This is a genomic window from Streptomyces sp. NPDC037013, from assembly GCF_055607265.1.
The window spans coordinates 195,832-220,207 of sequence record NZ_JBVJRV010000002.1 but is presented as its reverse complement, the minus strand read 5'-3'; the positions used below and the strand labels follow the sequence as shown (position 1 = coordinate 220,207).

The window sequence follows — 24,376 nt, the reverse complement described above, 5'->3', positions numbered from 1 at the left end:
TGTTAGTCATAGTCGTTCCACCCCGCGTTAGCGGCGCTTCGACTTCCGGTCGTCCTTGACGTGGCCGCGGAAGGTGCGAGTCGGCGAGAACTCGCCGAGCTTGTGGCCGACCATCGACTCGGTGACGAACACCGGGATGTGGGTCTTGCCGTTGTGCACCGCGATCGTGTGACCCAGCATGCTGGGAATGATCATCGAGCGACGGGACCAGGTCTTGATGACGTTCTTGGTGCCGGCTTCGTTCTGGGCGTCCACCTTCTTTACGAGGTGGTCGTCGACGAAGGGCCCCTTCTTGAGACTGCGCGGCATCTAAACCCGCTCCTAGCGCTTCTTGTTCGACTTGCGGCGGCGGACGATGTACTTGTTGCTCGCCTTGTTGCGATCACGAGTACGACCCTCCTTCTTGCCCCACGGCGAGACCGGGTGACGACCACCGGAGGTCTTGCCTTCACCACCACCGTGCGGGTGGTCAACCGGGTTCATCACGACACCACGCACGGTCGGGCGGACGCCCTTCCAGCGCATGCGGCCGGCCTTGCCCCAGTTGATGTTCGACTGCTCGGCGTTGCCGACCTCGCCGATGGTGGCGCGGCAGCGCACGTCGACGAGACGGATCTCGCCGGACGGCATACGAAGGTGCGCCATGGCGCCTTCCTTCGCGAGCAGCTGCACGGAGGCACCCGCGGAACGGGCGAACTTCGCGCCGCCGCCGGGCCGCAGCTCGATGGCGTGGAGCGTCGTACCCACCGGGATGTTGCGCAGCGCCATGTTGTTGCCGGGCTTGATGTCGGCACCGGGGCCGCTCTCGATCCGGTCACCCTGCTGCGTGCCGCGCGGGGCGAGGATGTAGCGCTTCTCGCCGTCCGCGTAGTGCAGCAGCGCGATGCGCGCGGTGCGGTTGGGGTCGTACTCGATGTGCGCGACCTTGGCCGGCACGCCGTCCTTGTCGTGACGACGGAAGTCGATCACGCGGAAGGCGCGCTTGTGCCCACCACCCTGGTGGCGAACGGTCACACGACCGGAATTGTTACGGCCGCCCTTGCTGTGCAGCGGGCGAACCAGCGACTTCTCCGGCGTGGACCGCGTTACCTCGACGAAGTCGGCTACGGAGGAGCCACGGCGGCCCGGCGTAGTCGGCTTGTACTTGCGGATTCCCATTTCTCAGTCCTCGTCCGATATTCGGACCAGGGCACTCCGTTAGGAGGCCTGGCCGAAGATGTCGATACGGTCGCCCTCAGCAAGGGTCACGATGGCGCGCTTGGTGTCGGCACGCTTGCCGAACCCGGTGCGCGTGCGCTTCCGCTTGCCCTGACGGTTGATCGTGTTGACGCCGGTGACCTTGACCGAGAAGACCGCCTCGACGGCCTGCTTGATCTGGGTCTTGTTGGCGCCCGGGGCCACGATGAACGTGTACTTGCCCTCGTCGAGCAGCGCGTACGACTTCTCGGAGACGACCGGCTTGACGAGGACGTCGCGCGGGTCCGAGAAGGACTTGCTCAGCGGGGTGGGCTCAACGGCGATCTTGCCCTCGGTCGCGATGCGCTTCGCCTTGGCGACACGCGCGGCCTTGGCGGCCTTCGCAGCCTTGGACGCGATGCTCTGGTGACGGATGGCCATCAGGCTTCGCTCCCTTCGGTGTCAGTGGCCTTCGGGCCGGACACGAAGGACTCGAACGCGGCCTTGGTGAAGACCACGTCGTCCGAGACGAGCACGTCGTACGTGTTCAGCTGGCCCGGCTCCAGGATGTGGACCTGGGGCAGGTTGCGGGCGGAGAGCAGCGACAGCTCGTCCGAGCGCTCGATGACCAGGAGCACGTTCTTGCGCTCGCTGACCTTGCCGAGCAGGCTCTTCGCGGCCTTCGTCGAGATCTCGCCCTCGACCACGCCGGAGACGACGTGGATGCGGGAGTTGCGCGCCCGGTCGGTGAGGGCGTGACGCAGAGCGGCAGCCTTCATCTTCTTGGGAGTGCGCTGGGAGTAGTCACGCGGCACGGGGCCGTGGACGACGCCACCGCCGGCGAACTGCGGCGCACGGGTCGAACCCTGGCGCGCGCGGCCGGTGCCCTTCTGGCGGTACGGCTTCTTGCCGCCACCACGGACTTCACCGCGGGTCTTGGTCTTGTGCGTGCCCTGGCGGGCCGCGGCCAGCTGCGCGACGACGACCTGGTGGATCAGCGGGATGCTGATCTTCTCGACGTCGAAGATCTCCGCGGGGAGCTCGACCGTCCCGGTCTTGTCGCCTGCCGGCGAAAGGATGTCAATGGTGCTCATGGGTTACCTCAGGCCCCCTTGGCCGCGGTACGGACCAGGACGAGGCCGCCGTTCGGACCAGGAACCGCGCCCTTGATGAGCAGCAGGCCCTTCTCCGCGTCAACGGCGTGGACGGTCAGGTTCTGGGTGGTGACCCGCTCGTTGCCCATGCGACCCGCCATGCGCATGCCCTTGAAGACACGGCCGGGGGTGGCACAGCCACCGATGGAACCGGGCTTGCGGTGCACGCGGTGGGCACCGTGGGAGGCCTTGCCACCGTGGAAGTTGTGACGCTTCATCACACCGGCGAAGCCCTTGCCCTTGCTCTTGCCGGTGACGTCGACCTTGATACCGGCCTCGAACGTCTCGGCAGTCAGCTCCTGGCCGAGGGTGTACTCGCTGGCACCAGCGGTACGGATCTCGACGAGGTGGCGACGGGGGGTCACGTCGGCCTTGGCGAAGTGGCCCTTGAGGGGCTTGTTCACCTTGCGCGGGTCGATCTCGCCGAAGGCGATCTGGACCGACTCGTAGCCGTCGCTGTCATTCGTACGGACCTGGGTAACGACGCAGGGCCCGGCCTTGACCACGGTCACCGGGACGACACGGTTGTTCTCGTCCCAGACCTGGGTCATGCCGAGCTTCTCGCCCAGGATGCCCTTGATCTGCTTGGTCATCTTCTTCGCGCCCTTCAGAGCTTGATCTCGATGTCGACGCCGGCCGGAAGGTCCAGGCGCATCAACGAGTCAACGGTCTTGGGGGTGGGGTCGAGGATGTCGATCAGGCGCTTGTGCGTGCGCATCTCGAAGTGCTCGCGCGAGTCCTTGTACTTGTGCGGCGACTTGATGACGCAGTACACGTTCTTCTCAGTGGGCAGCGGCACCGGGCCCGCGACCGACGCACCAGTGCGGGTCACCGTCTCGACGATCTTCTTCGCCGAAGAGTCGATGACCTCGTGGTCGTAGGCCTTGAGCCGGATGCGGATCTTCTGTCCCGCCATGGCTACTTAGTAGTCCTTCGTCTCGAACGCTCTGGCCCCCGGAAGGCCCTTTTTTCTACTTCCTCCGACCCACGCGGTCGGGCGTGTCGCAGTCCCGCTCATACAGATCTCCCGAAGGAATCCCTGCCAGGGGCTGCGGCCCTGAATGACCGCGGGTCCGGGGGAAGAAACCCACCGGGCGCCTGGCCGAGCCACCGCACTGCACTTCCCAAAAGATTCCCGTACGTCCGCCACAGCGCTGCCTGCGGGCCTTGCGACCCTCGACAGATGAGGCGACGAGTACTGTGGGACTCGCTTCCAGTCCTCCCGGCGGGAGGCGCACAGCATCGGCACTCAACCGAGCAACCTGAACAGTGTGCCATACGGGGCGTGCCGAAGGCCAATCGGGGCGAACTGTCAAGCTGCCACGGCCAAGATCGCGTACGCAAAGCCCCCGCCGGCCCTCGCGAAGGAACGCAAAAGGCCCCGCCCACCCGGAGGTGGACGGGGCCCTTCGCTGCGCTCAGTTCAGAGCGACCGGGTTACCCCGATCCGCAAGCAAGTCGGGGACTTACTTGTTGATCTTGGTGACCTGGCCGGCGCCGACGGTCCGGCCACCCTCACGGATGGCGAACTTCAGGCCCTCTTCCATGGCGACGGGCTGGATGAGCTCGACGGTCATCTCGGTGTTGTCGCCCGGCATGACCATCTCGGTGCCCTCGGGGAGGGTCACGACGCCGGTCACGTCGGTGGTGCGGAAGTAGAACTGCGGGCGGTAGTTGTTGAAGAACGGGGTGTGACGGCCACCCTCGTCCTTCGACAGGATGTAGGCCTGGGCCTCGAACTCGGTGTGCGGCGTGACCGAACCGGGCTTGATGATGACCTGGCCGCGCTCGACGTCCTCGCGCTTGATGCCACGGAGGAGCAGACCGACGTTCTCACCGGCCTGGCCCTCGTCGAGCAGCTTGCGGAACATCTCGATGCCGGTGACCGTGGTGGTGGTCTTCTCGGTCTTGATGCCGATGATGTCGACGGTCTCGTTGACCTTCAGGACACCACGCTCGATACGACCGGTGACGACCGTGCCACGACCGGTGATCGTGAAGACGTCCTCGATCGGCATGAGGAACGGCTTGTCGACGTCGCGCTCCGGCTCCGGGATGGCGGAGTCGACGGCGGCCATGAGCTCGAGGACGGACTTGCCCCACTCCTCGTCGCCCTCGAGCGCCTTGAGCGCCGAGACCTTGACGACCGGAACGTCGTCGCCCGGGAACTCGTACTCGGAGAGGAGCTCACGGACCTCGAGCTCGACGAGCTCGAGGATCTCCTCGTCGTCCACCATGTCGGCCTTGTTCAGGGCGACGACGATGTACGGAACGCCGACCTGGCGGGCCAGGAGCACGTGCTCCTTGGTCTGCGGCATCGGGCCGTCGGTGGCGGCGACCACGAGGATGGCGCCGTCCATCTGCGCGGCACCCGTGATCATGTTCTTGATGTAGTCCGCGTGACCGGGGCAGTCGACGTGGGCGTAGTGACGCGCCTCGGTCTGGTACTCGACGTGCGCGATCGAGATCGTGATACCGCGCTGGCGCTCCTCGGGAGCCTTGTCGATCTGGTCGAAGGCCGAGGCCTCGTTCAGGTCGGGGTACGCGTCGTGCAGCACCTTGGTAATGGCGGCCGTGAGGGTCGTCTTACCGTGGTCAATGTGACCGATGGTGCCGATGTTGACGTGCGGCTTAGTCCGCTCGAACTTCGCCTTCGCCACTGGGTCCTCCTGGGAGTGGTTCTGTACGCCTTGCTTCATCGGCGCCAGGTGATCTTTGCTGGTATGCCAGCCGCCGGGGTTCTTGCCTTGGGGGTCGAACCCCGGCGGATGGTGTCAAGCCTAAAGCGTGAACTCGGGTGAGTTACTCGCCCTTGGCCTTCGCGATGATCTCCTCGGCGACGTTCCGCGGAACCTCGGCGTAGGAGTCGAACTGCATTGAGTAGCTTGCGCGACCCGACGTCTTGCTGCGGAGGTCTCCGACGTAGCCGAACATCTCCGAGAGGGGCACGAGGCCCTTCACGACGCGAGCGCCGCTGCGCTCCTCCATGGCCTGGATCTGGCCACGGCGGGAGTTGATGTCACCGATGACATCGCCCATGTAGTCCTCGGGCGTGGTGACCTCGACGGCCATCATCGGCTCGAGCAGCACGGGGCTGGCCTTGCGAGCGGCCTCCTTGAAGGCCTGCGAACCGGCGATCTTGAAGGCGAGCTCCGAGGAGTCGACCTCGTGGTAGGCGCCGTCGATGAGCGTGACGCGGACGCCCGTCATCTCGTAGCCGGCCAGGATGCCGAACTGCATGGCCTCCTGAGCACCCGCGTCCACCGAGGGGATGTACTCCTTGGGGATGCGGCCACCGGTGACCTTGTTCACGAACTCGTACGACGCGTCGCCGCCCTCGATGGGCTCGATCGCGATCTGCACCTTCGCGAACTGACCGGTACCACCGGTCTGCTTCTTGTGGGTGAAGTCCACGCGCTCGACGGCCTTGCGGATCGTCTCGCGGTAGGCCACCTGCGGCTTGCCGACGTTCGCCTCGACGCGGAACTCGCGCTTCATGCGGTCGACGAGCACCTCGAGGTGGAGCTCACCCATACCACCGATGATGGTCTGGCCGGTCTCCTCGTCCGAGTGCACGCGGAAGGAGGGGTCCTCCTCCGAGAGACGCTGGATGGCGACACCCAGCTTCTCCTGGTCGCCCTTGGACTTGGGCTCGATGGCGACCTCGATGACCGGCGCCGGGAAGTCCATGGACTCCAGGATGACCGGGTTCTTGTCGTCGGACAGCGTCTCACCGGTGGTGGTCTGCTTCAGGCCCATGACGGCGACGATGTCACCGGCGCCCACCGACTCGATCTCCTCACGCTTGTTCGCGTGCATGCGGTAGATCTTGCCGATGCGCTCCTTCTTGCCCTTGACGGAGTTCAGCACCGCGGTGCCGGAGTCCAGGCGACCGGAGTAGATCCGGACGAAGGTGAGCTTGCCGAGGTGCGGGTCGCTCGCGATCTTGAACGCGAGGGCCGACAGCGGCTCGTCGTCGGACGGCTTGCGCTTGACGACCATCTCCGGGTCCTTGACGTCGTGGCCCTCGATGGCCTCGACGTCCAGGGGGGACGGCAGGTAGCGCACGACCGCGTCGAGCAGGGGCTGGACGCCCTTGTTCTTGAACGCGGTACCGCAGAAGACGGGGGTGACGGTGGTGTCGCCGCCCTTGCCGGAGGCGATGGTGATGCGACGGATCGCCGCGTACAGCTGCTCCTCGGTGGGCTCCTGGCCCTCGAGGTACAGCTCCATCATCTCCTCGTCGTTCTCCGCGACGGCCTCGAGGAGCTTGCCGCGGTACTCCTCGGCAGCCTCGGTGTGCGTGTCGGGGATGTCGACGATGTCGTAGGCCTCGCCCATCTTGGTCTCGGCGGACCAGACGAAGGCCTTCATGGTGACGAGGTCGACGACGCCCTTGAAGTCAGCCTCTGCGCCGATGGGCAGCTGCATGACGAGCGGGGTCGCACCGAGGCGGTCGACGATCATGTCGACACAGCGGTGGAACTCGGCACCGGTGCGGTCGAGCTTGTTGACGAAGCAGATGCGCGGGACGCCGTAGCGGTCCGCCTGACGCCACACGGTCTCGGACTGGGGCTCAACGCCGGCGACGCCGTCGAACACCGTCACGGCACCGTCGAGCACGCGGAGCGAACGCTCCACCTCGACGGTGAAGTCGACGTGGCCCGGGGTGTCGATGATGTTGATGGTGTGGTCGACGTCGTTCAGCGGCCAGTGACAGGTGGTGGCAGCAGAGGTGATCGTGATGCCACGCTCCTGCTCCTGCTCCATCCAGTCCATCGTGGCGGCGCCGTCGTGGACCTCACCGATCTTGTACGAGACACCGGTGTAGAACAGGATCCGCTCGGTGGTCGTCGTCTTGCCCGCGTCGATGTGGGCCATGATGCCGATGTTGCGCACCTTGGCCAGGTCAAGTGAAGTGGTAGCCATGTCGGCTCAGTCTTCTCTCGGTCTCGATGTGGGTAGCGACTACCAGCGGTAGTGCGCGAAGGCCTTGTTGGACTCGGCCATCTTGTGGGTGTCCTCGCGCTTCTTCACAGCGGCACCGAGGCCGTTGGAGGCGTCGAGGAGCTCGTTGAGCAGACGCTCGGTCATGGTCTTCTCGCGACGGGCGCGGGAGTAACCGACGAGCCAGCGCAGGGCGAGCGTGTTCGCACGACCCGGCTTGACCTCGATCGGGACCTGGTAGGTCGCGCCACCGACACGGCGGGACTTGACCTCGAGGGTCGGCTTGATGTTCTCGAGCGCGCGCTTCAGCGTGATGACCGGGTCGTTGCCGGTCTTCTCGCGCAGGCCCTCCATGGCGCCGTACACGATGCGCTCGGCGGTGGAGCGCTTGCCGTTCAGCAGCACCTTGTTGATGAGGGAGGTCACCAGAGGAGAACCGTAGACCGGGTCGATGATGACCGGGCGCTTCGGGGCGGGGCCCTTACGAGGCATTCTTACTTCTCCTTCTTGGCGCCGTAGCGGCTGCGGGCCTGCTTGCGGTTCTTGACACCCTGGGTGTCGAGGGAACCGCGGATGATCTTGTAACGAACACCAGGCAGGTCCTTCACACGGCCACCACGCACGAGCACGATGGAGTGCTCCTGCAGGTTGTGTCCCTCACCCGGAATGTAGGCCGTGACCTCGATCCCAGAGGTCAGACGCACACGCGCGACCTTACGGAGGGCCGAGTTCGGCTTCTTCGGGGTGGTCGTGAACACACGCGTGCAGACGCCACGGCGCTGGGGCGAACCCTCGAGTGCGGGCGTCTTGTTCTTCTCGACCTTGTCCTGCCGGCCCTTGCGGACCAGCTGCTGGATCGTAGGCACTACTTCTCCGGTTTCTGTGTGCCGAATAGTAAAGCTAACCCGGAACATCGCCGACCCACGCGGTCGGGTGTGTCGAATGCTGCAGACTCCCGCCGCAGGGCGGAAAGGAGCGCAGATCACGGTGGCCTTGTTGACGGACTCGCGATGCGGTTGAAGACACGCGCACGAGCCCAGGCACACCCCAGGCACAAGGTCTGAGCGTACCTACCTCATCGAGTCTGGTCAAAACAAATGCGATGGGCCCCGACACGCCGGGCATCTGAATGCATCGGGGACACCGCGGAATGCCTTGATCAATTCGGTGCCGGCCCCGATTCGGGCTCGAAAGCCCAGGTCCCCGGAGCATCCGGGCCCCGCGTACCCCTCCCCCGCACCCCCTACGGCCCCTCAGGGCCGCGACGCGTGCACCACGGGGCACGACCGGGTCCGCGGGACCGGGCCCGGCCCCTCCGGCGCCCTGGACGCCTCCTGCGCCCGCGCCGCCGAAAACGCCGAAGGGCGGCCACCCCGAGAGGTGACCGCCCTTCAACAGACGTAGGCCTTACTGGTTGTACGGCCCGTAGTCGTAGTCCTCCAGCGGGACGGCCTGGCCGGAGCCCGTGCCGAACGGGGAGTAGTCGATGTCGTCGTAGCCGACGGCCGAGTACATCGCGGCCTTGGCCTCTTCGGTCGGCTCGACCCGGATGTTGCGGTAGCGGGAGAGACCCGTACCGGCCGGGATGAGCTTACCGATGATGACGTTCTCCTTGAGGCCGATGAGGCTGTCGGACTTGGCGTTGATCGCCGCATCCGTCAGGACTCGGGTCGTCTCCTGGAAGGAGGCGGCCGACAGCCAGGATTCCGTCGCCAGCGAGGCCTTGGTGATACCCATCAGCTGCGGACGGCCGGAGGCCGGGTGGCCACCTTCCGTCACGACCCGACGGTTCTCGGTCTCGAACTTCGAGCGCTCGACGAGCTCGCCCGGCAGCAGCTCCGCGTCGCCGGACTCGATGATCGTCACGCGGCGCAGCATCTGCCGGATGATGATCTCGATGTGCTTGTCGTGGATCGACACACCCTGCGAGTTGTAGACCTTCTGGACTTCGCCGACCAGGTGGACCTGGACCGCACGCTGACCGAGGATCCGCAGCACGTCGTGCGGGTTGGTGGCACCGAAGGTGAGCTTCTGGCCCACCTCGACGTGGTCACCCTCGCGCACCAGGACCTTGGCACGCTTCGAGATCGGGAACGCCGTCTCGTCGCTGCCGTCGTCCGGGGTGACGACGATCTTCTTGGTCTTCTCGGTCTCCTCGATGCGGACACGGCCCGCGGCCTCGGAGATCGGGGCGACACCCTTCGGCGTACGGGCCTCGAAGAGCTCGACGACACGGGGCAGACCCTGGGTGATGTCGTCACCGGCCACACCACCGGTGTGGAAGGTACGCATCGTCAGCTGGGTACCGGGCTCACCGATGGACTGGGCGGCGATGATGCCGACCGCCTCACCGATGTCGACCAGCTTGCCGGTGGCGAGCGAGCGGCCGTAGCAGAAGGCACAGGTGCCGACCGCGGACTCACAGGTCAGGACCGAGCGGGTCTTGACCTCCTCGACGCCGTTGGCGACCAGGGCGTCGATGAGGACGTCACCGAGGTCGACGTTGGCCGGCGCGATGACCTTGCCGTCGATGACGACGTCCTCGGCCAGCATGCGGGCGTAGACCGAGGTCTCGACGTTCTCCGTCTTGCGGAGCACACCGTCCTCGCCCTTGACCGCGATCTTCAGCTTCAGACCGCGCTCGGTGCCGCAGTCCTCCTCGCGAATGATGACGTCCTGCGAGACGTCGACCAGACGACGGGTGAGGTAACCGGAGTCGGCGGTACGGAGAGCCGTGTCCGCAAGACCCTTACGAGCACCGTGGGTCGAGATGAAGTACTCGAGCACCGAGAGGCCTTCGCGGAACGAAGCCTTGATCGGGCGCGGGATCGTCTCGTTCTTGGCGTTCGACACCAGACCACGCATACCGGCGATCTGGCGCATCTGCATCATGTTTCCTCGGGCACCCGAGTCAACCATCATGAAGATGGGGTTCGTCTTGGGGAAGTTCGCGTTCATCGCCTCGGCGACCTCGTTGGTCGCCTTGGTCCAGATCGCGATGAGCTCCTGCGTGCGCTCGTCCTTGGTGATCAGACCGCGCTCGTACTGCTTCTGGACCTTCTCGTCCTGCTCCTCGTAGCCCTTGACGATGGCCTTCTTGGCCTCGGGCACGACGACGTCGGAGATGGCCACGGTGACGCCGGAACGGGTCGCCCAGTAGAAGCCCGCCGCCTTCAGGTTGTCGAGCGTCGCCGCCACGATGACCTTGGGGTAGCGCTCGGCGAGGTCGTTGACGATCTCGGAGAGCTGCTTCTTGCCGACGGAGTAGTCGACGAAGGGGTAGTCCTCGGGCAGCAGCTCGTTGAAGAGCGCGCGGCCCAGGGTCGTACGCAGCCGGAAGCTGTCGCCCTGCTGGTAGGCGCGCTCGTCACCGAAGTCTTCGCCCTCGGCGCTGGTCGGCGGGGTCCAGCCGCGCGGCGGGATGGTGCCCACCGGGAAGCGGATGTCGACCTTCGCCTGCAGCGAGAGCTCACGGGCGTCGAACGCCATGATCGCCTCGGCCGTGGAGCCGAAGGACCGGCCCTCGCCGATGACCTTGCGCTCCTCCTCGTCCGTGGTGAGGAAGAAGAGACCGAGCACCATGTCCTGGGTCGGCATGGTGACGGGACGACCGTCGGCCGGCTTCAGGATGTTGTTCGAGGACAGCATCAGGATGCGGGCCTCGGCCTGCGCCTCCGCGGAGAGCGGCAGGTGGACGGCCATCTGGTCACCGTCGAAGTCCGCGTTGAACGCGGTGCAGACGAGCGGGTGGATCTGGATGGCCTTGCCCTCGACCAGCTGCGGCTCGAAGGCCTGGATGCCGAGGCGGTGCAGCGTGGGCGCACGGTTCAGCAGAACCGGGTGCTCGGCGATGACCTCTTCGAGGACGTCGTACACGACCGTGCGGCCGCGCTCGACCATCCGCTTGGCGCTCTTGATGTTCTGCGCGTGGTTCAGGTCGACCAGGCGCTTCATCACGAACGGCTTGAAGAGCTCCAGCGCCATGGCCTTCGGCAGACCACACTGGTGCAGCTTCAGCTGCGGACCGACGACGATCACGGAACGCGCGGAGTAGTCCACGCGCTTGCCGAGAAGGTTCTGACGGAAACGACCCTGCTTGCCCTTGAGCATGTCGCTCAGGGACTTCAGCGGGCGGTTGCCGGGACCGGTGACCGGGCGACCACGACGACCGTTGTCGAAGAGGGCGTCCACGGCCTCCTGGAGCATGCGCTTCTCGTTGTTCACGATGATCTCGGGCGCACCGAGGTCGAGAAGGCGCTTCAGGCGGTTGTTGCGGTTGATCACGCGGCGGTACAGGTCGTTCAGGTCGGAGGTCGCGAAGCGGCCACCGTCCAGCTGCACCATCGGACGCAGGTCCGGCGGGATGACCGGCACGCAGTCCAGCACCATGCCCTTGGGGCTGTTGCTGGTCTGCAGGAACGCGGAGACGACCTTGAGGCGCTTGAGCGCACGGGTCTTCTTCTGGCCCTTGCCGGTACGGATGATCTCGCGGAGGCGCTCGGCCTCCTCGTCGAGGTCGAAGGACTCCAGGCGCTTCTGCAGGGCAGCGGCGCCCATGGAGCCGTCGAAGTACGTGCCGAAGCGGTCACGCAGCTCGCGGTAGAGCAGCTCGTCGCCCTCGAGGTCCTGGACCTTGAGGTTCTTGAAGCGGTTCCACACCTCGTCGAGACGGTCGATCTCGCGCTGGGCGCGGTCACGGAGCTGCTTCATCTCGCGCTCGGCGCCTTCGCGCACCTTGCGGCGCACGTCGGCCTTGGCACCCTCGGCCTCGAGCTCGGCCAGGTCGGTCTCGAGCTTCTTGGCGCGGGCCTCCAGGTCGGAGTCGCGACGGTTCTCGATCTGCTGGCGCTCCACGGAGACGTGCGCCTCCAGGGAGGGCAGGTCGCGGGTGCGGCGCTCCTCGTCCACGAACGTGATCATGTACGCCGCGAAGTAGATGACCTTCTCGAGGTCCTTCGGGGCGAGGTCGAGGAGGTAGCCGAGGCGCGACGGGACGCCCTTGAAGTACCAGATGTGGGTGACGGGGGCGGCGAGCTCGATGTGGCCCATCCGCTCACGGCGCACCTTGGCGCGGGTGACCTCTACGCCACAGCGCTCACAGATGATGCCCTTGAAGCGGACACGCTTGTACTTGCCGCAGTAGCACTCCCAGTCCCGGGTCGGACCGAAGATCTTCTCGCAGAAGAGTCCGTCCTTTTCGGGCTTGAGCGTGCGGTAGTTGATGGTCTCCGGCTTCTTGACCTCGCCGTGGGACCACTGTCGGATGTCGTCCGCGGTGGCAAGGCCGATCCGCAGCTCGTCGAAGAAGTTGACGTCGAGCACTTTGTCGTCAATCCCTCTTTCGGGGTCGAGTCTCAATCATGGTCTGTACGGGTCCGGGGCAGGGCCGGGGCCTCACGAGGAGGCCCCGACCAGACCCGTCAGACCTCTTCGACGCTGCTCGGCTCGCGCCGGGACAGGTCGATGCCGAGCTCCTCCGCCGCGCGGAAGACGTCCTCGTCGGTGTCGCGCATCTCGATGGACATGCCGTCCGAGGACAGCACCTCCACATTGAGGCAGAGCGACTGCATTTCCTTGATGAGCACCTTGAAGGACTCGGGAATGCCGGGCTCGGGGATGTTCTCGCCCTTGACGATGGCCTCGTAGACCTTCACGCGGCCGGTCACGTCGTCGGACTTGATCGTCAGGAGCTCCTGAAGGGCGTACGCGGCGCCATAAGCCTCGAGCGCCCACACCTCCATCTCACCGAAGCGCTGACCACCGAACTGCGCCTTACCACCCAGCGGCTGCTGGGTGATCATCGAGTACGGACCGGTCGAACGGGCGTGGAGCTTGTCGTCGACCAGGTGGTGCAGCTTGAGGATGTACATGTACCCGACCGAGATCGGGTCCGGGAACGGCTCGCCGGAGCGGCCGTCGAACAGCTGCGCCTTGCCGGACGGGAGCACCATGCGCTCGCCGTCGCGGTTCGGGATGGTGTGCTGCAGCAGACCCGCGAGCTCGTCCTCACGCGCACCGTCGAAGACGGGGGTGGCGACGTTCGTGCCGGGGTCGACCTTGTCGGCGCCGATGGCCTGGAGGCGCTGCGCCCACTCGTCCGCGAGGCCGGAGACGTCCCAGCCGCGGCTGGCGAGCCAGCCGAGGTGGATCTCCAGGACCTGTCCCGGGTTCATTCGGGACGGGACACCCAGCGGGTTCAGGATGATGTCGACCGGAGTTCCGTCCTCGAGGAACGGCATGTCCTCGATCGGAAGGATCTTCGAGATGACGCCCTTGTTGCCGTGACGGCCGGCGAGCTTGTCACCGTCGGTGATCTTGCGCTTCTGCGCCACGTAGACGCGGACCAGCTGGTTCACGCCCGGCGGCAGCTCGTCGCCCTCTTCGCGGTCGAAGACGCGGACGCCGATGACCTTGCCGATCTCACCGTGCGGCACCTTCAGGGAGGTGTCACGGACCTCGCGCGCCTTCTCGCCGAAGATCGCGCGGAGCAGGCGCTCCTCCGGCGTCAGCTCGGTCTCACCCTTGGGCGTGACCTTGCCGACGAGGATGTCGCCGGCGACGACCTCGGCACCGATACGGATGATGCCGCGCTCGTCGAGGTCGGCGAGGACCTCCTCGGAGACGTTCGGGATGTCCCGGGTGATCTCCTCCGGGCCGAGCTTGGTGTCACGGGCGTCGACCTCGTGCTCCTCGATGTGGATCGAGGAGAGGACGTCGTCCTGCACGAGGCGCTGCGACAGGATGATCGCGTCCTCGTAGTTGTGACCCTCCCACGGCATGAACGCCACGAGCAGGTTCTTGCCGAGGGCCATCTCGCCCTCTTCGGTCGCGGGACCGTCGGCCAGGACCTGGCCCTCGATCACGCGGGCGCCCTCGTCGACGACAACCTTCTGGTTGACCGAGGTGCCCTGGTTCGACCGGGAGAACTTGGCGATGCGGTACGTGGTGTACGTGCCGTCGTCGTTGGTGACCGTGACGTAGTCCGCGGAGACCTCCTGGACCACACCCGCCTTCTCGGCCTTGATCACGTCACCGGCGTCGACCGCGCAGCGGTACTCCATGCCGGTGCCGACGAGGGGAGCCTCGGCGGTGATCAGGGGCACGGCCTGACGCATCATGTTCGCGCCCATGAGGGCACGGTTGGCGTCGTCGTGCTCGAGGAAGGGGATCATCGCGGTCGCGACCGACACCATCTGGCGCGGCGAGACGTCCATGTAGTCGACGTCCGTGCCGGGCACGTAGTCGATCTCTCCGCCACGGCGGCGGATCAGGACGCGGGCCTCGGCGAAGTGGAGGTCGTCCGTCAGCGGCGCGTTGGCCTGCGCGATGACGAAGCGGTCCTCCTCGTCGGCGGTCAGGTAGTCGACGTCGTCGGTGACCTGGCCCTCGACGACCTTGCGGTACGGCGTCTCGACGAAGCCGAACGCGTTGACGCGGCCGTACGAGGCGAGCGAACCGATCAGACCGATGTTCGGGCCTTCGGGCGTCTCAATGGGGCACATGCGGCCGTAGTGAGACGGGTGCACGTCACGGACCTCGAAGCCGGCCCGCTCACGGGAGAGACCACCCGGGCCAAGCGCCGACAGACGGCGCTTGTGGGTGAGACCCGACAGCGGGTTGTTCTGGTCCATGAACTGCGACAGCTGCGAGGTGCCGAAGAATTCCTTGATCGACGCCACGACCGGGCGAATGTTGATCAGGGTCTGCGGCGTGATCGCCTCGACGTCCTGGGTCGTCATGCGCTCGCGGACGACGCGCTCCATACGAGCCAGACCCGTGCGGACCTGGTTCTGGATGAGCTCGCCGACGTTGCGCAGACGACGGTTGCCGAAGTGGTCGATGTCGTCGGTCTCGACGACGATCGACGTGCCGCTGTCACCGACGGTCTCGGTCTCACCGGCGTGCAGCTTCACCAGGTACTTGATCGAGGCGATGATGTCCTCGACCGTGAGGATGCCCGCGTCGAGCGGAGCGTCCGCACCCAGCTTCTTGTTGACCTTGTAGCGGCCGACCTTGGCGAGGTCGTAGCGCTTGGGGTTGAAGTAGAGGTTCTCGAGCAGCGTCTGAGCGGCCTCACGGGTCGGCGGCTCGCCCGGACGGAGCTTGCGGTAGATGTCGAGCAGCGCGTCGTCCTGGCCCTGGGTGTGGTCCTTCTCCAGGGTGGCGCGCATGGACTCGTACTCGCCGAACTCCTCGAGGATCTGCTCGGTCGTCCAACCGAGAGCCTTGAGCAGAACGGTGACCGACTGCTTGCGCTTGCGGTCGATGCGGACACCGACCATGTCGCGCTTGTCGATCTCCATCTCCAGCCAGGCACCCCGGGACGGGATGATCTTGGCGGAGAAGATGTCCTTGTCGGACGTCTTGTCGATCGAGGAATCGAAGTAGACGCCGGGGGAACGGACGAGCTGCGACACGACGACACGCTCGGTGCCGTTGATGACGAAGGTGCCCTTGTTGGTCATGAGCGGGAAGTCGCCCATGAAGACCGTCTGAGACTTGATCTCACCGGTCTCGTTGTTGGTGAACTCGGCGGTGACGAAGAGCGGGGCGGCGAACGTGAAGTCGCGCTCCTTGCACTCGTCGATCGAGTTCTTCGGAGGCTCGAAACGGTGGTCGCGGAACGTCAGGGACATCGACCCGGAGAAGTCCTCGATCGGGGAGATCTCCTCGAAGATCTCCTCCAGACCGGACTTGGTGGGGACGTCCTGTCCGCTTTCAAGAGCCGCCTCGACACGAGCCTTCCACGCGTCGTTGCCGAGCAGCCAGTCAAAGCTCTCGGTCTGCAGCGCAAGAAGGTTCGGAACCTCGAGGGGCTCCTTGATCTTTGCAAAGGAGATGCGCAGCGGGGCGGTGCTGGCGCCGTTGTTCGTATTCGCGGTCGAGGCAGTGCGCGAGGCGGCCAAGAGGGGGTCCTTCCGAGGGCTCGGACTCACTACGCGCGTACCGGTCCCAGGCTGGACGCAGAGACAGACATCCCTGGTCAGGGAAGAGTCGGTCCACTGTGCTCAAGCATGGGCATGCCCCTGGTGACGGGCAGGAGGCAGCTAACAGGCAGCGCAAAGGGTCAGTGTAGCCACTCGGCCCACTGATGTCCAGTGCGGGTTTTTGAAGACCCTCGTTGTTCTCAACCCCTGCTGCAAGCCACGCCCTCGATGCACATCGATACTGCCCTCTTCGTCACCGATCCATGCCTCGGATCCGGATCGTTGTGACGACGCGTCCTGAGAATTGCGCGCTGCGTGCGGTTCGTCAAGGCCCCCCTGCCCCGACTTCTGCCCCGACGTCGCTCTGCGATCGTCACCGTCACGGGCCGTTCCGAGGGCACAACGAAGATCACCATACTCGCCGGGACCGACATCGCAAGGCACCCGTCGCACGAGTGCCCTGGAACGCCGAAAGGCGACCACCCAGATGGGTGATCGCCCTTGGCGGCCCGTGCGTTACAGCGTTTCCGCCACACGTACGGGAAAGAGAGTCAGACGACTCGTGAGGTCACTTGACCTCGACGGAGGCGCCGGCGCCCTCGAGGGCCTCCTTGGCCTTGTCCGCGGCGTCCTTGGCGACCTTCTCGAGGACCGGCTTCGGGGTGCCGTCGACGAGGTCCTTGGCCTCCTTCAGGCCCAGCGAGGTCAGCTCACGCACGACCTTGATGACCTGGATCTTCTTGTCGCCGGCACCCGTGAGGATGACGTCGAACTCGTCCTGCTCGGCCTCGGCCTCGGCGGCCGGGGCACCCGGGCCGGCGACGGCGACGGCGGCCGGGGCGGCGGCGGTGACGTCGAACTTCTCCTCGAAGGCCTTCACGAACTCGGAGAGCTCGATGAGGGTCATCTCTTCGAACTGCGCGAGCAGGTCGTCCTGGGACAGCTTCGCCATGATGGCGTCCTTCCACTAATTCGGCTGGTGCCGTGTGTACATGGAGGCGGGCGTACGTTGGGCCCGCGTCGACCGTCGCCTCAGGCGGCGATCAGTGTGCGAGCCGAATTACTCGGCACCGCCCTGCTCGGCCTTCTTGGCACGAAGCGCCTCCGCGGTGCGGACGAACTTCGAGGGAAGCGCCTGGAAGAGCGCGGCAGCCTGCGACTGCTTGCCCTTCATGGCGCCCGCCAGCTTGGCGAGCAGAACCTCGCGGGACTCGAGGTCCGCGAGCTTCTTGAACTCATCGGCGGACAGCGCCTTGCCATCAAGGACACCGCCCTTGATGACGAGGTTCGGGTTGTCCTTGGCGAAGTCACGAAGACCCTTCGCCGACTCCACCGGGTCACCGGTGACGAAGGCAACCGCCGTCGGACCCGTGAACAGGTCGTCCAGCGTGTTGATCCCGGCCTCGTTGGCCGCAATCTTGGTCAGCGTGTTCTTCACCACGGCGTACTCGGAGTTTTCACCGAGGGAACGGCGCAGCTGCTTGAGCTGGGCCACGGTGAGACCCCGGTACTCGGTCAGCACGGCGGCGTTCGAGCTGCGGAACTTGTCCGTGAGCTCGGCTACCGCGGCAGCCTTGTCGGGCGTCGGCATAGAGCGTCGGCCTCCTTCCGGGTGATGAGGACCGCTCAGAAGGGGCCGACAAAACGAAACGCCCCGGCGCAGGCGCACGGGGCGTGAGCTCTACCGGATCGCATGCGATCCAGGAGCACATCCACAGTCACCTGCGCGGGTCGTCCGCCGTTTCAGCGGATCCTTCGGCCACTGCACCCTCGAGTGAGAACACAGCAACGACCAGCGGTCTTTGGCTTCTGTGGAAGAGTACGCGAACGGGTCCGCGTCGAGCAAATCGGTCAGCCCTGCATGCCCTGCATCTCCTTGGCGAGGTCCATGACCTGGCTCTTCGGCGGGGCGGCGACCTTCACCGGCTTGTTGTAGTCGAGGAAGGTGATGGTCATGTCCATGGGGCCCTTGTCGCCCTTGCCGCGGGCGCGGAACTGCTTGGTGTGGTCCTCGCCGTCGACCCACAGGTCCATCGTGAGCTTCTCGATGCCCATGTCCTCGTACTGCTTGATGCTCTTCTCGTGGCGCTTCCTGGTCGCCGCGTCCTCGTTCTTGCCGAGCTCGCGGATCCGGTCCAGCGTGACCGTGCCCGTGTAGCGGGTGGTCTCGACGCCGCCGACGGACTCGGTGCCGACCTTCTTGAGGTCCTTGGAGCCGGTCAGGAGGGTGGACTGGTCGGCCGGGTTGTTGTCGGCCTGGGCGGAGACCGAGGAGGCGGAGCCCTTGCCGCCCTGCTTCTCCAGCGTCTTGGCGTCGAACTTGATCCAGCTCTTGCCGTCCATCTCCTTGGCGGCTTCCTTGCCGCCGCCGAGGTAGACCGCGCCGTCGACGTAGCGCAGCTCCACCTTGTCCGGGCCCTGGTCGGGCGCGGAGACCTTCATCTGCATGGCGAGCGGCTTGGTGCTCATCGCCGCCTCGGCCCGGACGCGCCCGTCCTCCGGGACGCTGCCCTTCATGCGGAAGGTGAACGACGTGAGGTCCTCGGTCTTCTCCGCGGCCTTCTTGACGGCGGCCGCCGGCGACATGTCCTCCCCCGCCTCGTCGGCCTTCTCCGACCCGCAGGCGACCGCGCCGCCGGCGAGCAGCGCGGCCGCCAGCACGACACTCGCGGTTCTCTTGCGTCCCGTACGCACGGAAATACTCATGACCCCACCCCTAGGAACATTTGATCCAATTATTGCGGTGGGCTGAGATTACCCGAAGGTACGTCGCCCTTTCCCCCGGGTTGTACGGCGGCGGGGGCCGCGCCACCGGGGATTACAGGGACGACTGCCTGTTCAGGAGGTCCTTGAAGCTCATGGTGTCCGAGGCCGGGGGCTTCTCGACGGAGAGCGGGGTTCCGTAGTCGCTGTAGTAGGCGGTCTGGGAGAACGCGCCGTTCTTCGTGTCGGCCTTCTCGGTCTTCTTGACCAGGAGGTCGTCGCCGTCGACCCAGATGTCGATCTTCTCGGTGCTGATGCCGGCCTGCTCGAACTGCTTGCGCAGCTCGGACATCTGGCCCGAGTCCAGGTCCGTGCTCTTGGCGGTGAAGTCCGCCATGTCGACCTTGCCGGAGTAGTGGGTCGCCTGCTTCCCGCGGACCTTCTCCTCGCCGACGCGCTTCACGTCGCCGGAGGCGAGCAGCATCTTCACCGACTGGTTCGGCGTGGAGTTCTGCATCTGGTCCTGGAAGGCCTTGCCCGCGGCGCCGCTCATCTCGGCCAGCATGTCGTAGTCGTACTCGAGCCAGTGCTTGCCGCCGCCCGCCTGCTGGGCGAACTTGTCGCCCATGTTGGCGTAGAAGCCGTTCTTCAGGTAGCGGTAGTCGAGCTTCGACTGGCCGAGCTGGGCCATCTGCTGGGCCTGCGTGCCGCCGGTGAAGGTCACCGTGACGTTGCCGGTGATGCCGTCCGACCAGCCCATGACGCCCGACGACTTCATGGAGGCCGCGGTGCCCATGGTGGTGGAGGCGTCGATGCGGGCCGTGTCGGCCTTGTCGGTGGACTTCTGGACGCTGCGCAGGGCGGCGATGGGGCTGACGTTGATCCCGCCCTTGTCCTTGCCGGCCTTGTCGGAGGAGCCGCCCGAGTCGCCCGAACCGCAGGCCGTGAGGCCGGTCAGCGCGGCGACCACCGCTATGGAGAGACCTGTGCGGCGCATGGTCGTGCTGTTCATGTCATCCCACCCCTTGGCATTCATGGAGCCTGCACGCTAGCGCAAGCCTCTGACACGCGTTTCCGAAAGCGTCGTACACAAACAGGACGGGCCCCGCACCTCGAAAGGTTGCGGGGCCCGTCCACAGGACGCGTACGCGACGCGGCTGCCGTCAATTTCAGACGGCGGCCGGGTCCTCCTCGACGAGGAGGTTGCGGGTGCGGTTCGAGTCCAGCGGAATGCCGGGGCCCATCGTGGTGGTGATGGCGGCCTTCTTGATGTAGCGACCCTTGGCGGCCGACGGCTTCAGACGGAGGATCTCCTCCAGGGCCGCGGCGTAGTTCTCCACCAGCTTGGTGTCGTCGAAGGACACCTTGCCGATGATGAAGTGCAGGTTCGAGTGCTTGTCGACGCGGAACTCGATCTTGCCGCCCTTGATGTCGTTGACAGCCTTCACGACGTCGGGGGTCACGGTGCCGGTCTTCGGGTTCGGCATCAGACCACGCGGACCGAGCACGCGGCCGAGGCGGCCGACCTTGCCCATGAGGTCCGGAGTGGCGACGACGGCGTCGAAGTCCAGGCGGCCCTTCGCGACCTCGTCGATGAGCTCGTCGGAGCCGACGATGTCGGCGCCGGCGGCTTCCGCGGCCGCAGCACGGTCACCGGTCGCGAAGACCAGGACCCGGGCGGTCTTGCCGGTGCCGTGCGGGAGGTTCACGGTGCCGCGGACCATCTGGTCGGCCTTGCGCGGGTCGACACCCAGACGCATGGCGACCTCGACGGTGCCGTCGAACTTGGTCGAGGAGGTCTCCTTGGCGAGACGGACGGCCTCGAGCGGGGCGTACAGCTTCTCCCGGTCGATCTTGGCGTCCGCAGCGCGGAGAGTCTTGCTGCGCTTCACTACTGCTCCTGTGCGGTTACATCACGCGGCTCTGCCGCGTGACAGGTATGGAGTTGTGGTTCGGGCCAGCGCTTGGCCCTACCACGGAGAAAGGTCAGACGGGGGGAGGAACTCAGCCCTCGACCGTGATGCCCATGGAACGGGCGGTGCCGGCGATGATCTTCGACGCGGCGTCCAGGTCGTTGGCGTTGAGGTCTTCCATCTTGGTCTGCGCGATCTCACGGATCTGCGCCTGGGTGACCTTGGCGACCTTGGTCTTGTGGGGCTCGCCGGAGCCCTTCTCGACACCAGCGGCCTTCAGGATCATCTTGGCGGCCGGCGGCGTCTTGGTGATGAAGGTGAAGGAGCGGTCCTCGTAGACCGTGATCTCCACCGGGATCACCCAGCCACGCTGCGACTCGGTCGCGGCGTTGTAGGCCTTGCAGAACTCCATGATGTTGACGCCGTGCTGGCCCAGCGCGGGGCCGACCGGCGGGGCCGGGTTGGCGGCACCAGCCTGGATCTGGAGCTTGATGAGCCCCGTGACCTTCTTCTTCTTGGGAGGCATTGCTCTCTCCGGGTCCTAGTGAGAGTTTTCAGCCGACCATCCGGTCATCCGGATGGAGGCATACCGCACAACGATAACGGGTATAGACGTGCGGCTAAAAACCGAGCAGGTCAGACCGGCTTTGGCAGCCTGTCTGACCTGGTCGGAGGCGTGTGTTCCAGAGGAGCCAGAACTGGGTCTAGTTCTTCTGGATCTGGTCGAAGCTGAGCTCGACCGGGGTCTCACGGCCGAAGATCTCGACGAGGCCCTTGACCTTCTTCGAGTCGGCGTTGATCTCGTTGATCGTCGCCTGCAGCGTCGCGAACGGGCCGTCGGTGACGGTGACCGAGTCGCCGACCTCGAAGTCCAGGACCTGGACCTCGACCTTGCGCTGCGGAGCGGGCTTGCCCTCGGCCTCGGCGGCCTCACGGGCGGCCTTCTCCTCGGCCTCGGGGGCGAGCATCTTGACGATCTCGTCCAGGGTCAGCGGGTACGGGTCGTAGGCGTTGCCCACGAAACCGGTGACACCGGGGGTGTTGCGGACGACGCCCCAGGACTCGTTGGTCAGGTCCATGCGCACCAGCACGTAGCCGGGGAGCTTGTTCTGACGGATCGTCTTGCGCTCGCCGTTCTTGATCTGGGCGACCTCTTCCTGCGGCACCTCGGCCTGGAAGATGAAGTCCTCGACGTTCAGCGAGACGGCGCGCTGCTCGAGGTTGGTCTTCACGCGGTTCTCGTAACCGGCGTAGGTGTGGATGACGTACCACTCGCCGGGGAGGGTGCGGAGCTCCTCGCGCAGGGCGACGATCGGGTCGACCGGCTCGGCCTCCTCCTCGGGCGCCTCGTCCTCGTCGGCGGCGTCGACATCGGCCACGACGTCCTCGTCGGCGACCTCGGCGACGGCGGACTCGTCCTCGTCGGACTCGGCGACAGCCTCGGCGTCGCCCTCCAGGTGGATGGCGGCCTCTTCGGCGGGCTCGCCCGCGACGGCGTCGGCAGCCTCGGCCTGATCCGGCTCCTCGGCGTCCGCCGCCTCGACGATGTCGAGCTCGTCCTCAGCGGACTCGACCGACTCGATGGCGTCGTTCAGGTTCGGGTCAGACACGGTGGCTGCTTCTTCCTGGATACATGGGGTGGAACACGCGAATAGGGGCGCCGGGTACGGCGCCCTTCGCTCTCGGCTCAGCCGAAGATGTACTTGACGGCGTGGCTGAAGCCATAGTCAATCACGGTCACGAGACCGATCATGATGACGACGAAGACAATCACCACGGTGGTGTAAGTCGTGAGCTGACTGCGAGTCGGCCAGACGACCTTGCGGAGCTCCGCGATGATCTGGCGGTAGAAGAGCGCGAGACGGCCGAAGGGGCCCTTCTTGCCGCGCTTGCCGCCCTTGCGGGCCTTCTTGGACTCCGGCGCCTCGGCATCAGGCTTGTCGATGGAGCCCACGGCGTCCGTCACTCGTCCTCACCTGATTCCGGGTCGTGGCCGTGCCGCGCCCGGTTGAGCCGCACGGCGGTGCATTGCAGTACGTACATGCGCACACATCCTGGCGAAGGAGTGTGTAGCAGGGCCGGAGGGACTTGAACCCCCAACCGCTGGTTTTGGAGACCAGTGCTCTACCAATTGAGCTACGACCCTTTGATTTCCCCCAACCTACCGCATCCGCCCATGTGCACGGAGTGCGTCGAGAGGGTGCGGCCGGTGAGGGCCAACGAGCAGTGAGTGTACGTGCTCCACGGCGCTCCGTCGAACAGAAAGGGTTCCGATGGTCTTGGAAACCCGCGCGCCGGGGCCTTCGGGGGTCTGGAACGATGGGGACATGAGCGCTGCAACTTCTCCGACCGAGCGCCGGGTGTCCGCGCGCATCGGCGCGATCTCCGAGTCCGCCACCCTCGCCGTCGACGCCAAGGCCAAGGCCCTCAAGGCCGCGGGCCGGCCGGTGATCGGCTTCGGTGCGGGCGAGCCCGACTTCCCGACGCCGGACTACATCGTCGAAGCGGCCGTCGAGGCCTGCAAGAACCCGAAGTTCCACCGCTACACGCCGGCCGGGGGCCTGCCCGAGCTCAAGGCCGCCATCGCCGCGAAGACCCTGCGCGACTCGGGGTACGAGGTCGACGCGTCGCAGATCCTGGTGACCAACGGCGGCAAGCAGGCCATCTACGAGGCGTTCGCCGCGATCCTCGACCCGGGCGACGAGGTCATCGTCCCGGCCCCCTACTGGACGACGTACCCGGAGTCGATCCGGCTGGCCGGCGGTGTCCCGGTGCCGGTCGTCGCCGACGAGACCACCGGCTACCGCGTCTCCGTGGAGCAGCTGGAGGCCGCCCGCACCGAGCGGACGAAGATGGTGCTCTTCGTCTCGCCGTCGAACCCGACGGGCGCCGTCTACAGCGAGGCCGACGCGGAGGCCGTCGGCCGCTGGGCCGTCGAGAACGGCCTGTGGGTCATGACCGACGAGATCTACGAACACCTCGTCTACGGAGACGCGAAGTTCACCTCGCTCCCCGCGATCCTTCCCCAGCTGCGCGACAAGTGCGTCGTGGTCAACGGCGTCGCCAAGACGTACGCGATGACGGGCTGGCGGGTCGGCTGGATCATCGGTCCGAAGGACGTCGTGAAGGCCGCGACGAACCTCCAGTCGCACGCCACGTCCAATGTCTCCAACGTCGCCCAGGCCGCTGCGCTCGCGGCCGTCTCCGGCGACCTGACCGCCGTCGACGCGATGCGTGAGGCCTTCGACCGGCGCCGCAGGACCATCGTGCGGATGCTCAACGACATCGAGGGCGTGGTCTGCCCCGAGCCCGAGGGCGCCTTCTACGCCTACCCCTCGGTGAAGGGGCTCATCGGCAAGGAGATCCGCGGCAAGCGCCCGCAGGACTCGGTCGAGCTCGCCGCGCTGATCCTCGAGGAGGCCGAGGTCGCCGTGGTGCCGGGCGAGGCCTTCGGGACGCCGGGTTACCTGCGTCTTTCGTACGCGCTCGGCGACGAGGACCTCGTCGAGGGCGTCTCGCGGATCCAGAAGCTGCTCGCCGACGCCCGCGCCTGAGG

At 66.1% G+C, this 24,376-nt stretch carries 21 protein-coding genes and 1 tRNA gene; 1 reads left to right on the top strand and 21 read right to left on the bottom strand.

From position 1 onward, the window contains the following. Positions 1–27: 27 nt before the first annotated feature. The 21 genes from rpsS to ACZ7DY_RS06020 all read right to left on the bottom strand — a co-directional run bounded on the left by rpsS (position 28) and on the right by ACZ7DY_RS06020 (position 22,966). The gene (rpsS, locus tag ACZ7DY_RS06120; RefSeq protein WP_030782571.1) at positions 28–309 is read right to left on the bottom strand and encodes a 30S ribosomal protein S19; all 282 of its coding nucleotides are present in this window, start codon (positions 307–309) and stop codon (positions 28–30) included. A 12-nt stretch (positions 310–321) separates the two neighbouring features. Next, positions 322–1,158: a 50S ribosomal protein L2 gene (gene rplB / locus ACZ7DY_RS06115; RefSeq protein ID WP_355803847.1), complete on the bottom strand. Its 837-nt coding sequence runs from the start codon at positions 1,156–1,158 to the stop codon at positions 322–324. 39 nt (positions 1,159–1,197) lie between these two features. Beyond that, positions 1,198–1,617: a 50S ribosomal protein L23 gene (gene rplW / locus ACZ7DY_RS06110; protein ID WP_055564827.1), complete on the bottom strand. Its 420-nt coding sequence runs from the start codon at positions 1,615–1,617 to the stop codon at positions 1,198–1,200. Next, positions 1,617–2,270 carry a 50S ribosomal protein L4 gene (gene rplD, locus ACZ7DY_RS06105; protein WP_150171088.1) on the bottom strand — a complete coding sequence of 218 codons (654 nt, stop codon included), beginning with the start codon at positions 2,268–2,270 and terminating at the stop codon, positions 1,617–1,619. The genes rplW and rplD overlap by 1 nt, the downstream gene beginning before the upstream one ends. Positions 2,271–2,278: 8 nt before the next feature. Next, positions 2,279–2,923, bottom strand: a complete 645-nt coding sequence (gene rplC, locus ACZ7DY_RS06100; RefSeq protein ID WP_030782583.1) for a 50S ribosomal protein L3 — start codon at positions 2,921–2,923, stop codon at positions 2,279–2,281. 14 nt (positions 2,924–2,937) lie between these two features. Continuing rightward, positions 2,938–3,246 carry a 30S ribosomal protein S10 gene (rpsJ, locus tag ACZ7DY_RS06095; RefSeq protein WP_003948644.1) on the bottom strand — a complete coding sequence of 103 codons (309 nt, stop codon included), beginning with the start codon at positions 3,244–3,246 and terminating at the stop codon, positions 2,938–2,940. 550 nt (positions 3,247–3,796) lie between these two features. Further along, positions 3,797–4,990, bottom strand: a complete 1,194-nt coding sequence (gene tuf, locus ACZ7DY_RS06090) for an elongation factor Tu (protein WP_471132334.1) — start codon at positions 4,988–4,990, stop codon at positions 3,797–3,799. A gap of 142 nt (positions 4,991–5,132) precedes the next feature. Next, positions 5,133–7,259 carry an elongation factor G gene (fusA, locus tag ACZ7DY_RS06085; RefSeq protein ID WP_471130712.1) on the bottom strand — a complete coding sequence of 709 codons (2,127 nt, stop codon included), beginning with the start codon at positions 7,257–7,259 and terminating at the stop codon, positions 5,133–5,135. 39 nt (positions 7,260–7,298) lie between these two features. Then, positions 7,299–7,769, bottom strand: a complete 471-nt coding sequence (gene rpsG, locus ACZ7DY_RS06080; RefSeq protein ID WP_003974303.1) for a 30S ribosomal protein S7 — start codon at positions 7,767–7,769, stop codon at positions 7,299–7,301. Between the two features lie 2 nt (positions 7,770–7,771). Next, a complete protein-coding gene (gene rpsL, locus ACZ7DY_RS06075) occupies positions 7,772–8,143 on the bottom strand; it encodes a 30S ribosomal protein S12 (protein ID WP_003948652.1) in 372 nt (123 codons plus the stop codon). 541 nt (positions 8,144–8,684) lie between these two features. After that, positions 8,685–12,599, bottom strand: coding sequence for a DNA-directed RNA polymerase subunit beta' (locus ACZ7DY_RS06070; RefSeq protein ID WP_471130711.1), 3,915 nt, complete (start codon positions 12,597–12,599; stop codon positions 8,685–8,687). Between the two features lie 98 nt (positions 12,600–12,697). Beyond that, positions 12,698–16,183, bottom strand: a complete 3,486-nt coding sequence (gene rpoB / locus ACZ7DY_RS06065) for a DNA-directed RNA polymerase subunit beta (RefSeq protein WP_471130708.1) — start codon at positions 16,181–16,183, stop codon at positions 12,698–12,700. Between the two features lie 589 nt (positions 16,184–16,772). Next, positions 16,773–17,156, bottom strand: a complete 384-nt coding sequence (gene rplL, locus ACZ7DY_RS06060; RefSeq protein ID WP_471130705.1) for a 50S ribosomal protein L7/L12 — start codon at positions 17,154–17,156, stop codon at positions 16,773–16,775. 108 nt (positions 17,157–17,264) lie between these two features. Beyond that, complete coding sequence (rplJ, locus tag ACZ7DY_RS06055; protein ID WP_150216777.1) at positions 17,265–17,795, bottom strand: 50S ribosomal protein L10; 531 nt, start codon at positions 17,793–17,795, stop codon at positions 17,265–17,267. A gap of 260 nt (positions 17,796–18,055) precedes the next feature. Beyond that, positions 18,056–18,898 (bottom strand): SCO4651 family lipoprotein, encoded by an 843-nt coding sequence (locus tag ACZ7DY_RS06050; RefSeq protein WP_471132332.1) that lies wholly within the window; start codon positions 18,896–18,898, stop codon positions 18,056–18,058. A 124-nt stretch (positions 18,899–19,022) separates the two neighbouring features. Further along, entirely contained in the window at positions 19,023–19,919 is an 897-nt protein-coding gene (locus ACZ7DY_RS06045) for an SCO4651 family lipoprotein (protein ID WP_471130702.1), read from the bottom strand. A gap of 157 nt (positions 19,920–20,076) precedes the next feature. Further along, a complete protein-coding gene (gene rplA / locus ACZ7DY_RS06040) occupies positions 20,077–20,799 on the bottom strand; it encodes a 50S ribosomal protein L1 (RefSeq protein ID WP_471130699.1) in 723 nt (240 codons plus the stop codon). A gap of 112 nt (positions 20,800–20,911) precedes the next feature. Further along, on the bottom strand, positions 20,912–21,346 hold the full coding sequence (gene rplK, locus ACZ7DY_RS06035) for a 50S ribosomal protein L11 (RefSeq protein WP_471130696.1): 435 nt from the start codon (positions 21,344–21,346) through the stop codon (positions 20,912–20,914). Positions 21,347–21,524: 178 nt separating this feature from the next. Next, positions 21,525–22,430 carry a transcription termination/antitermination protein NusG gene (nusG, locus tag ACZ7DY_RS06030; RefSeq protein WP_471130694.1) on the bottom strand — a complete coding sequence of 302 codons (906 nt, stop codon included), beginning with the start codon at positions 22,428–22,430 and terminating at the stop codon, positions 21,525–21,527. A gap of 77 nt (positions 22,431–22,507) precedes the next feature. Continuing rightward, entirely contained in the window at positions 22,508–22,786 is a 279-nt protein-coding gene (gene secE / locus ACZ7DY_RS06025; protein WP_355803875.1) for a preprotein translocase subunit SecE, read from the bottom strand. 107 nt (positions 22,787–22,893) lie between these two features. After that, positions 22,894–22,966 (bottom strand) — tRNA-Trp (locus ACZ7DY_RS06020). Between the two features lie 181 nt (positions 22,967–23,147). Between ACZ7DY_RS06020 and ACZ7DY_RS06015 the strand changes: the two genes are divergently transcribed. Then, positions 23,148–24,374: a pyridoxal phosphate-dependent aminotransferase gene (locus ACZ7DY_RS06015; protein ID WP_471130691.1), complete on the top strand. Its 1,227-nt coding sequence runs from the start codon at positions 23,148–23,150 to the stop codon at positions 24,372–24,374. Positions 24,375–24,376 lie beyond the last annotated feature (2 nt).

What these genes read in the sequence shown, in the direction of transcription:
- fusA (WP_471130712.1), bottom strand. Translation starts at nt 7,259, where the DNA reads ATGGCTACCACTTCACTTGACCTGGCCAAGGTGCGCAACATCGGCATC.
- ACZ7DY_RS06015 (WP_471130691.1), top strand. Translation starts at nt 23,148, where the DNA reads ATGAGCGCTGCAACTTCTCCGACCGAGCGCCGGGTGTCCGCGCGCATC.
- rplK (WP_471130696.1), bottom strand. Translation starts at nt 21,346, where the DNA reads ATGCCTCCCAAGAAGAAGAAGGTCACGGGGCTCATCAAGCTCCAGATC.
- rplB (WP_355803847.1), bottom strand. Translation starts at nt 1,158, where the DNA reads ATGGGAATCCGCAAGTACAAGCCGACTACGCCGGGCCGCCGTGGCTCC.
- rplW (WP_055564827.1), bottom strand. Translation starts at nt 1,617, where the DNA reads ATGGCCATCCGTCACCAGAGCATCGCGTCCAAGGCTGCGAAGGCCGCC.
- rplC (WP_030782583.1), bottom strand. Translation starts at nt 2,923, where the DNA reads ATGACCAAGCAGATCAAGGGCATCCTGGGCGAGAAGCTCGGCATGACC.
- rpsJ (WP_003948644.1), bottom strand. Translation starts at nt 3,246, where the DNA reads ATGGCGGGACAGAAGATCCGCATCCGGCTCAAGGCCTACGACCACGAG.
- rpsG (WP_003974303.1), bottom strand. Translation starts at nt 7,769, where the DNA reads ATGCCTCGTAAGGGCCCCGCCCCGAAGCGCCCGGTCATCATCGACCCG.
- ACZ7DY_RS06045 (WP_471130702.1), bottom strand. Translation starts at nt 19,919, where the DNA reads ATGAACAGCACGACCATGCGCCGCACAGGTCTCTCCATAGCGGTGGTC.
- rplL (WP_471130705.1), bottom strand. Translation starts at nt 17,156, where the DNA reads ATGGCGAAGCTGTCCCAGGACGACCTGCTCGCGCAGTTCGAAGAGATG.
- rpsS (WP_030782571.1), bottom strand. Translation starts at nt 309, where the DNA reads ATGCCGCGCAGTCTCAAGAAGGGGCCCTTCGTCGACGACCACCTCGTA.
- rplJ (WP_150216777.1), bottom strand. Translation starts at nt 17,795, where the DNA reads ATGCCGACGCCCGACAAGGCTGCCGCGGTAGCCGAGCTCACGGACAAG.
- rplD (WP_150171088.1), bottom strand. Translation starts at nt 2,270, where the DNA reads ATGAGCACCATTGACATCCTTTCGCCGGCAGGCGACAAGACCGGGACG.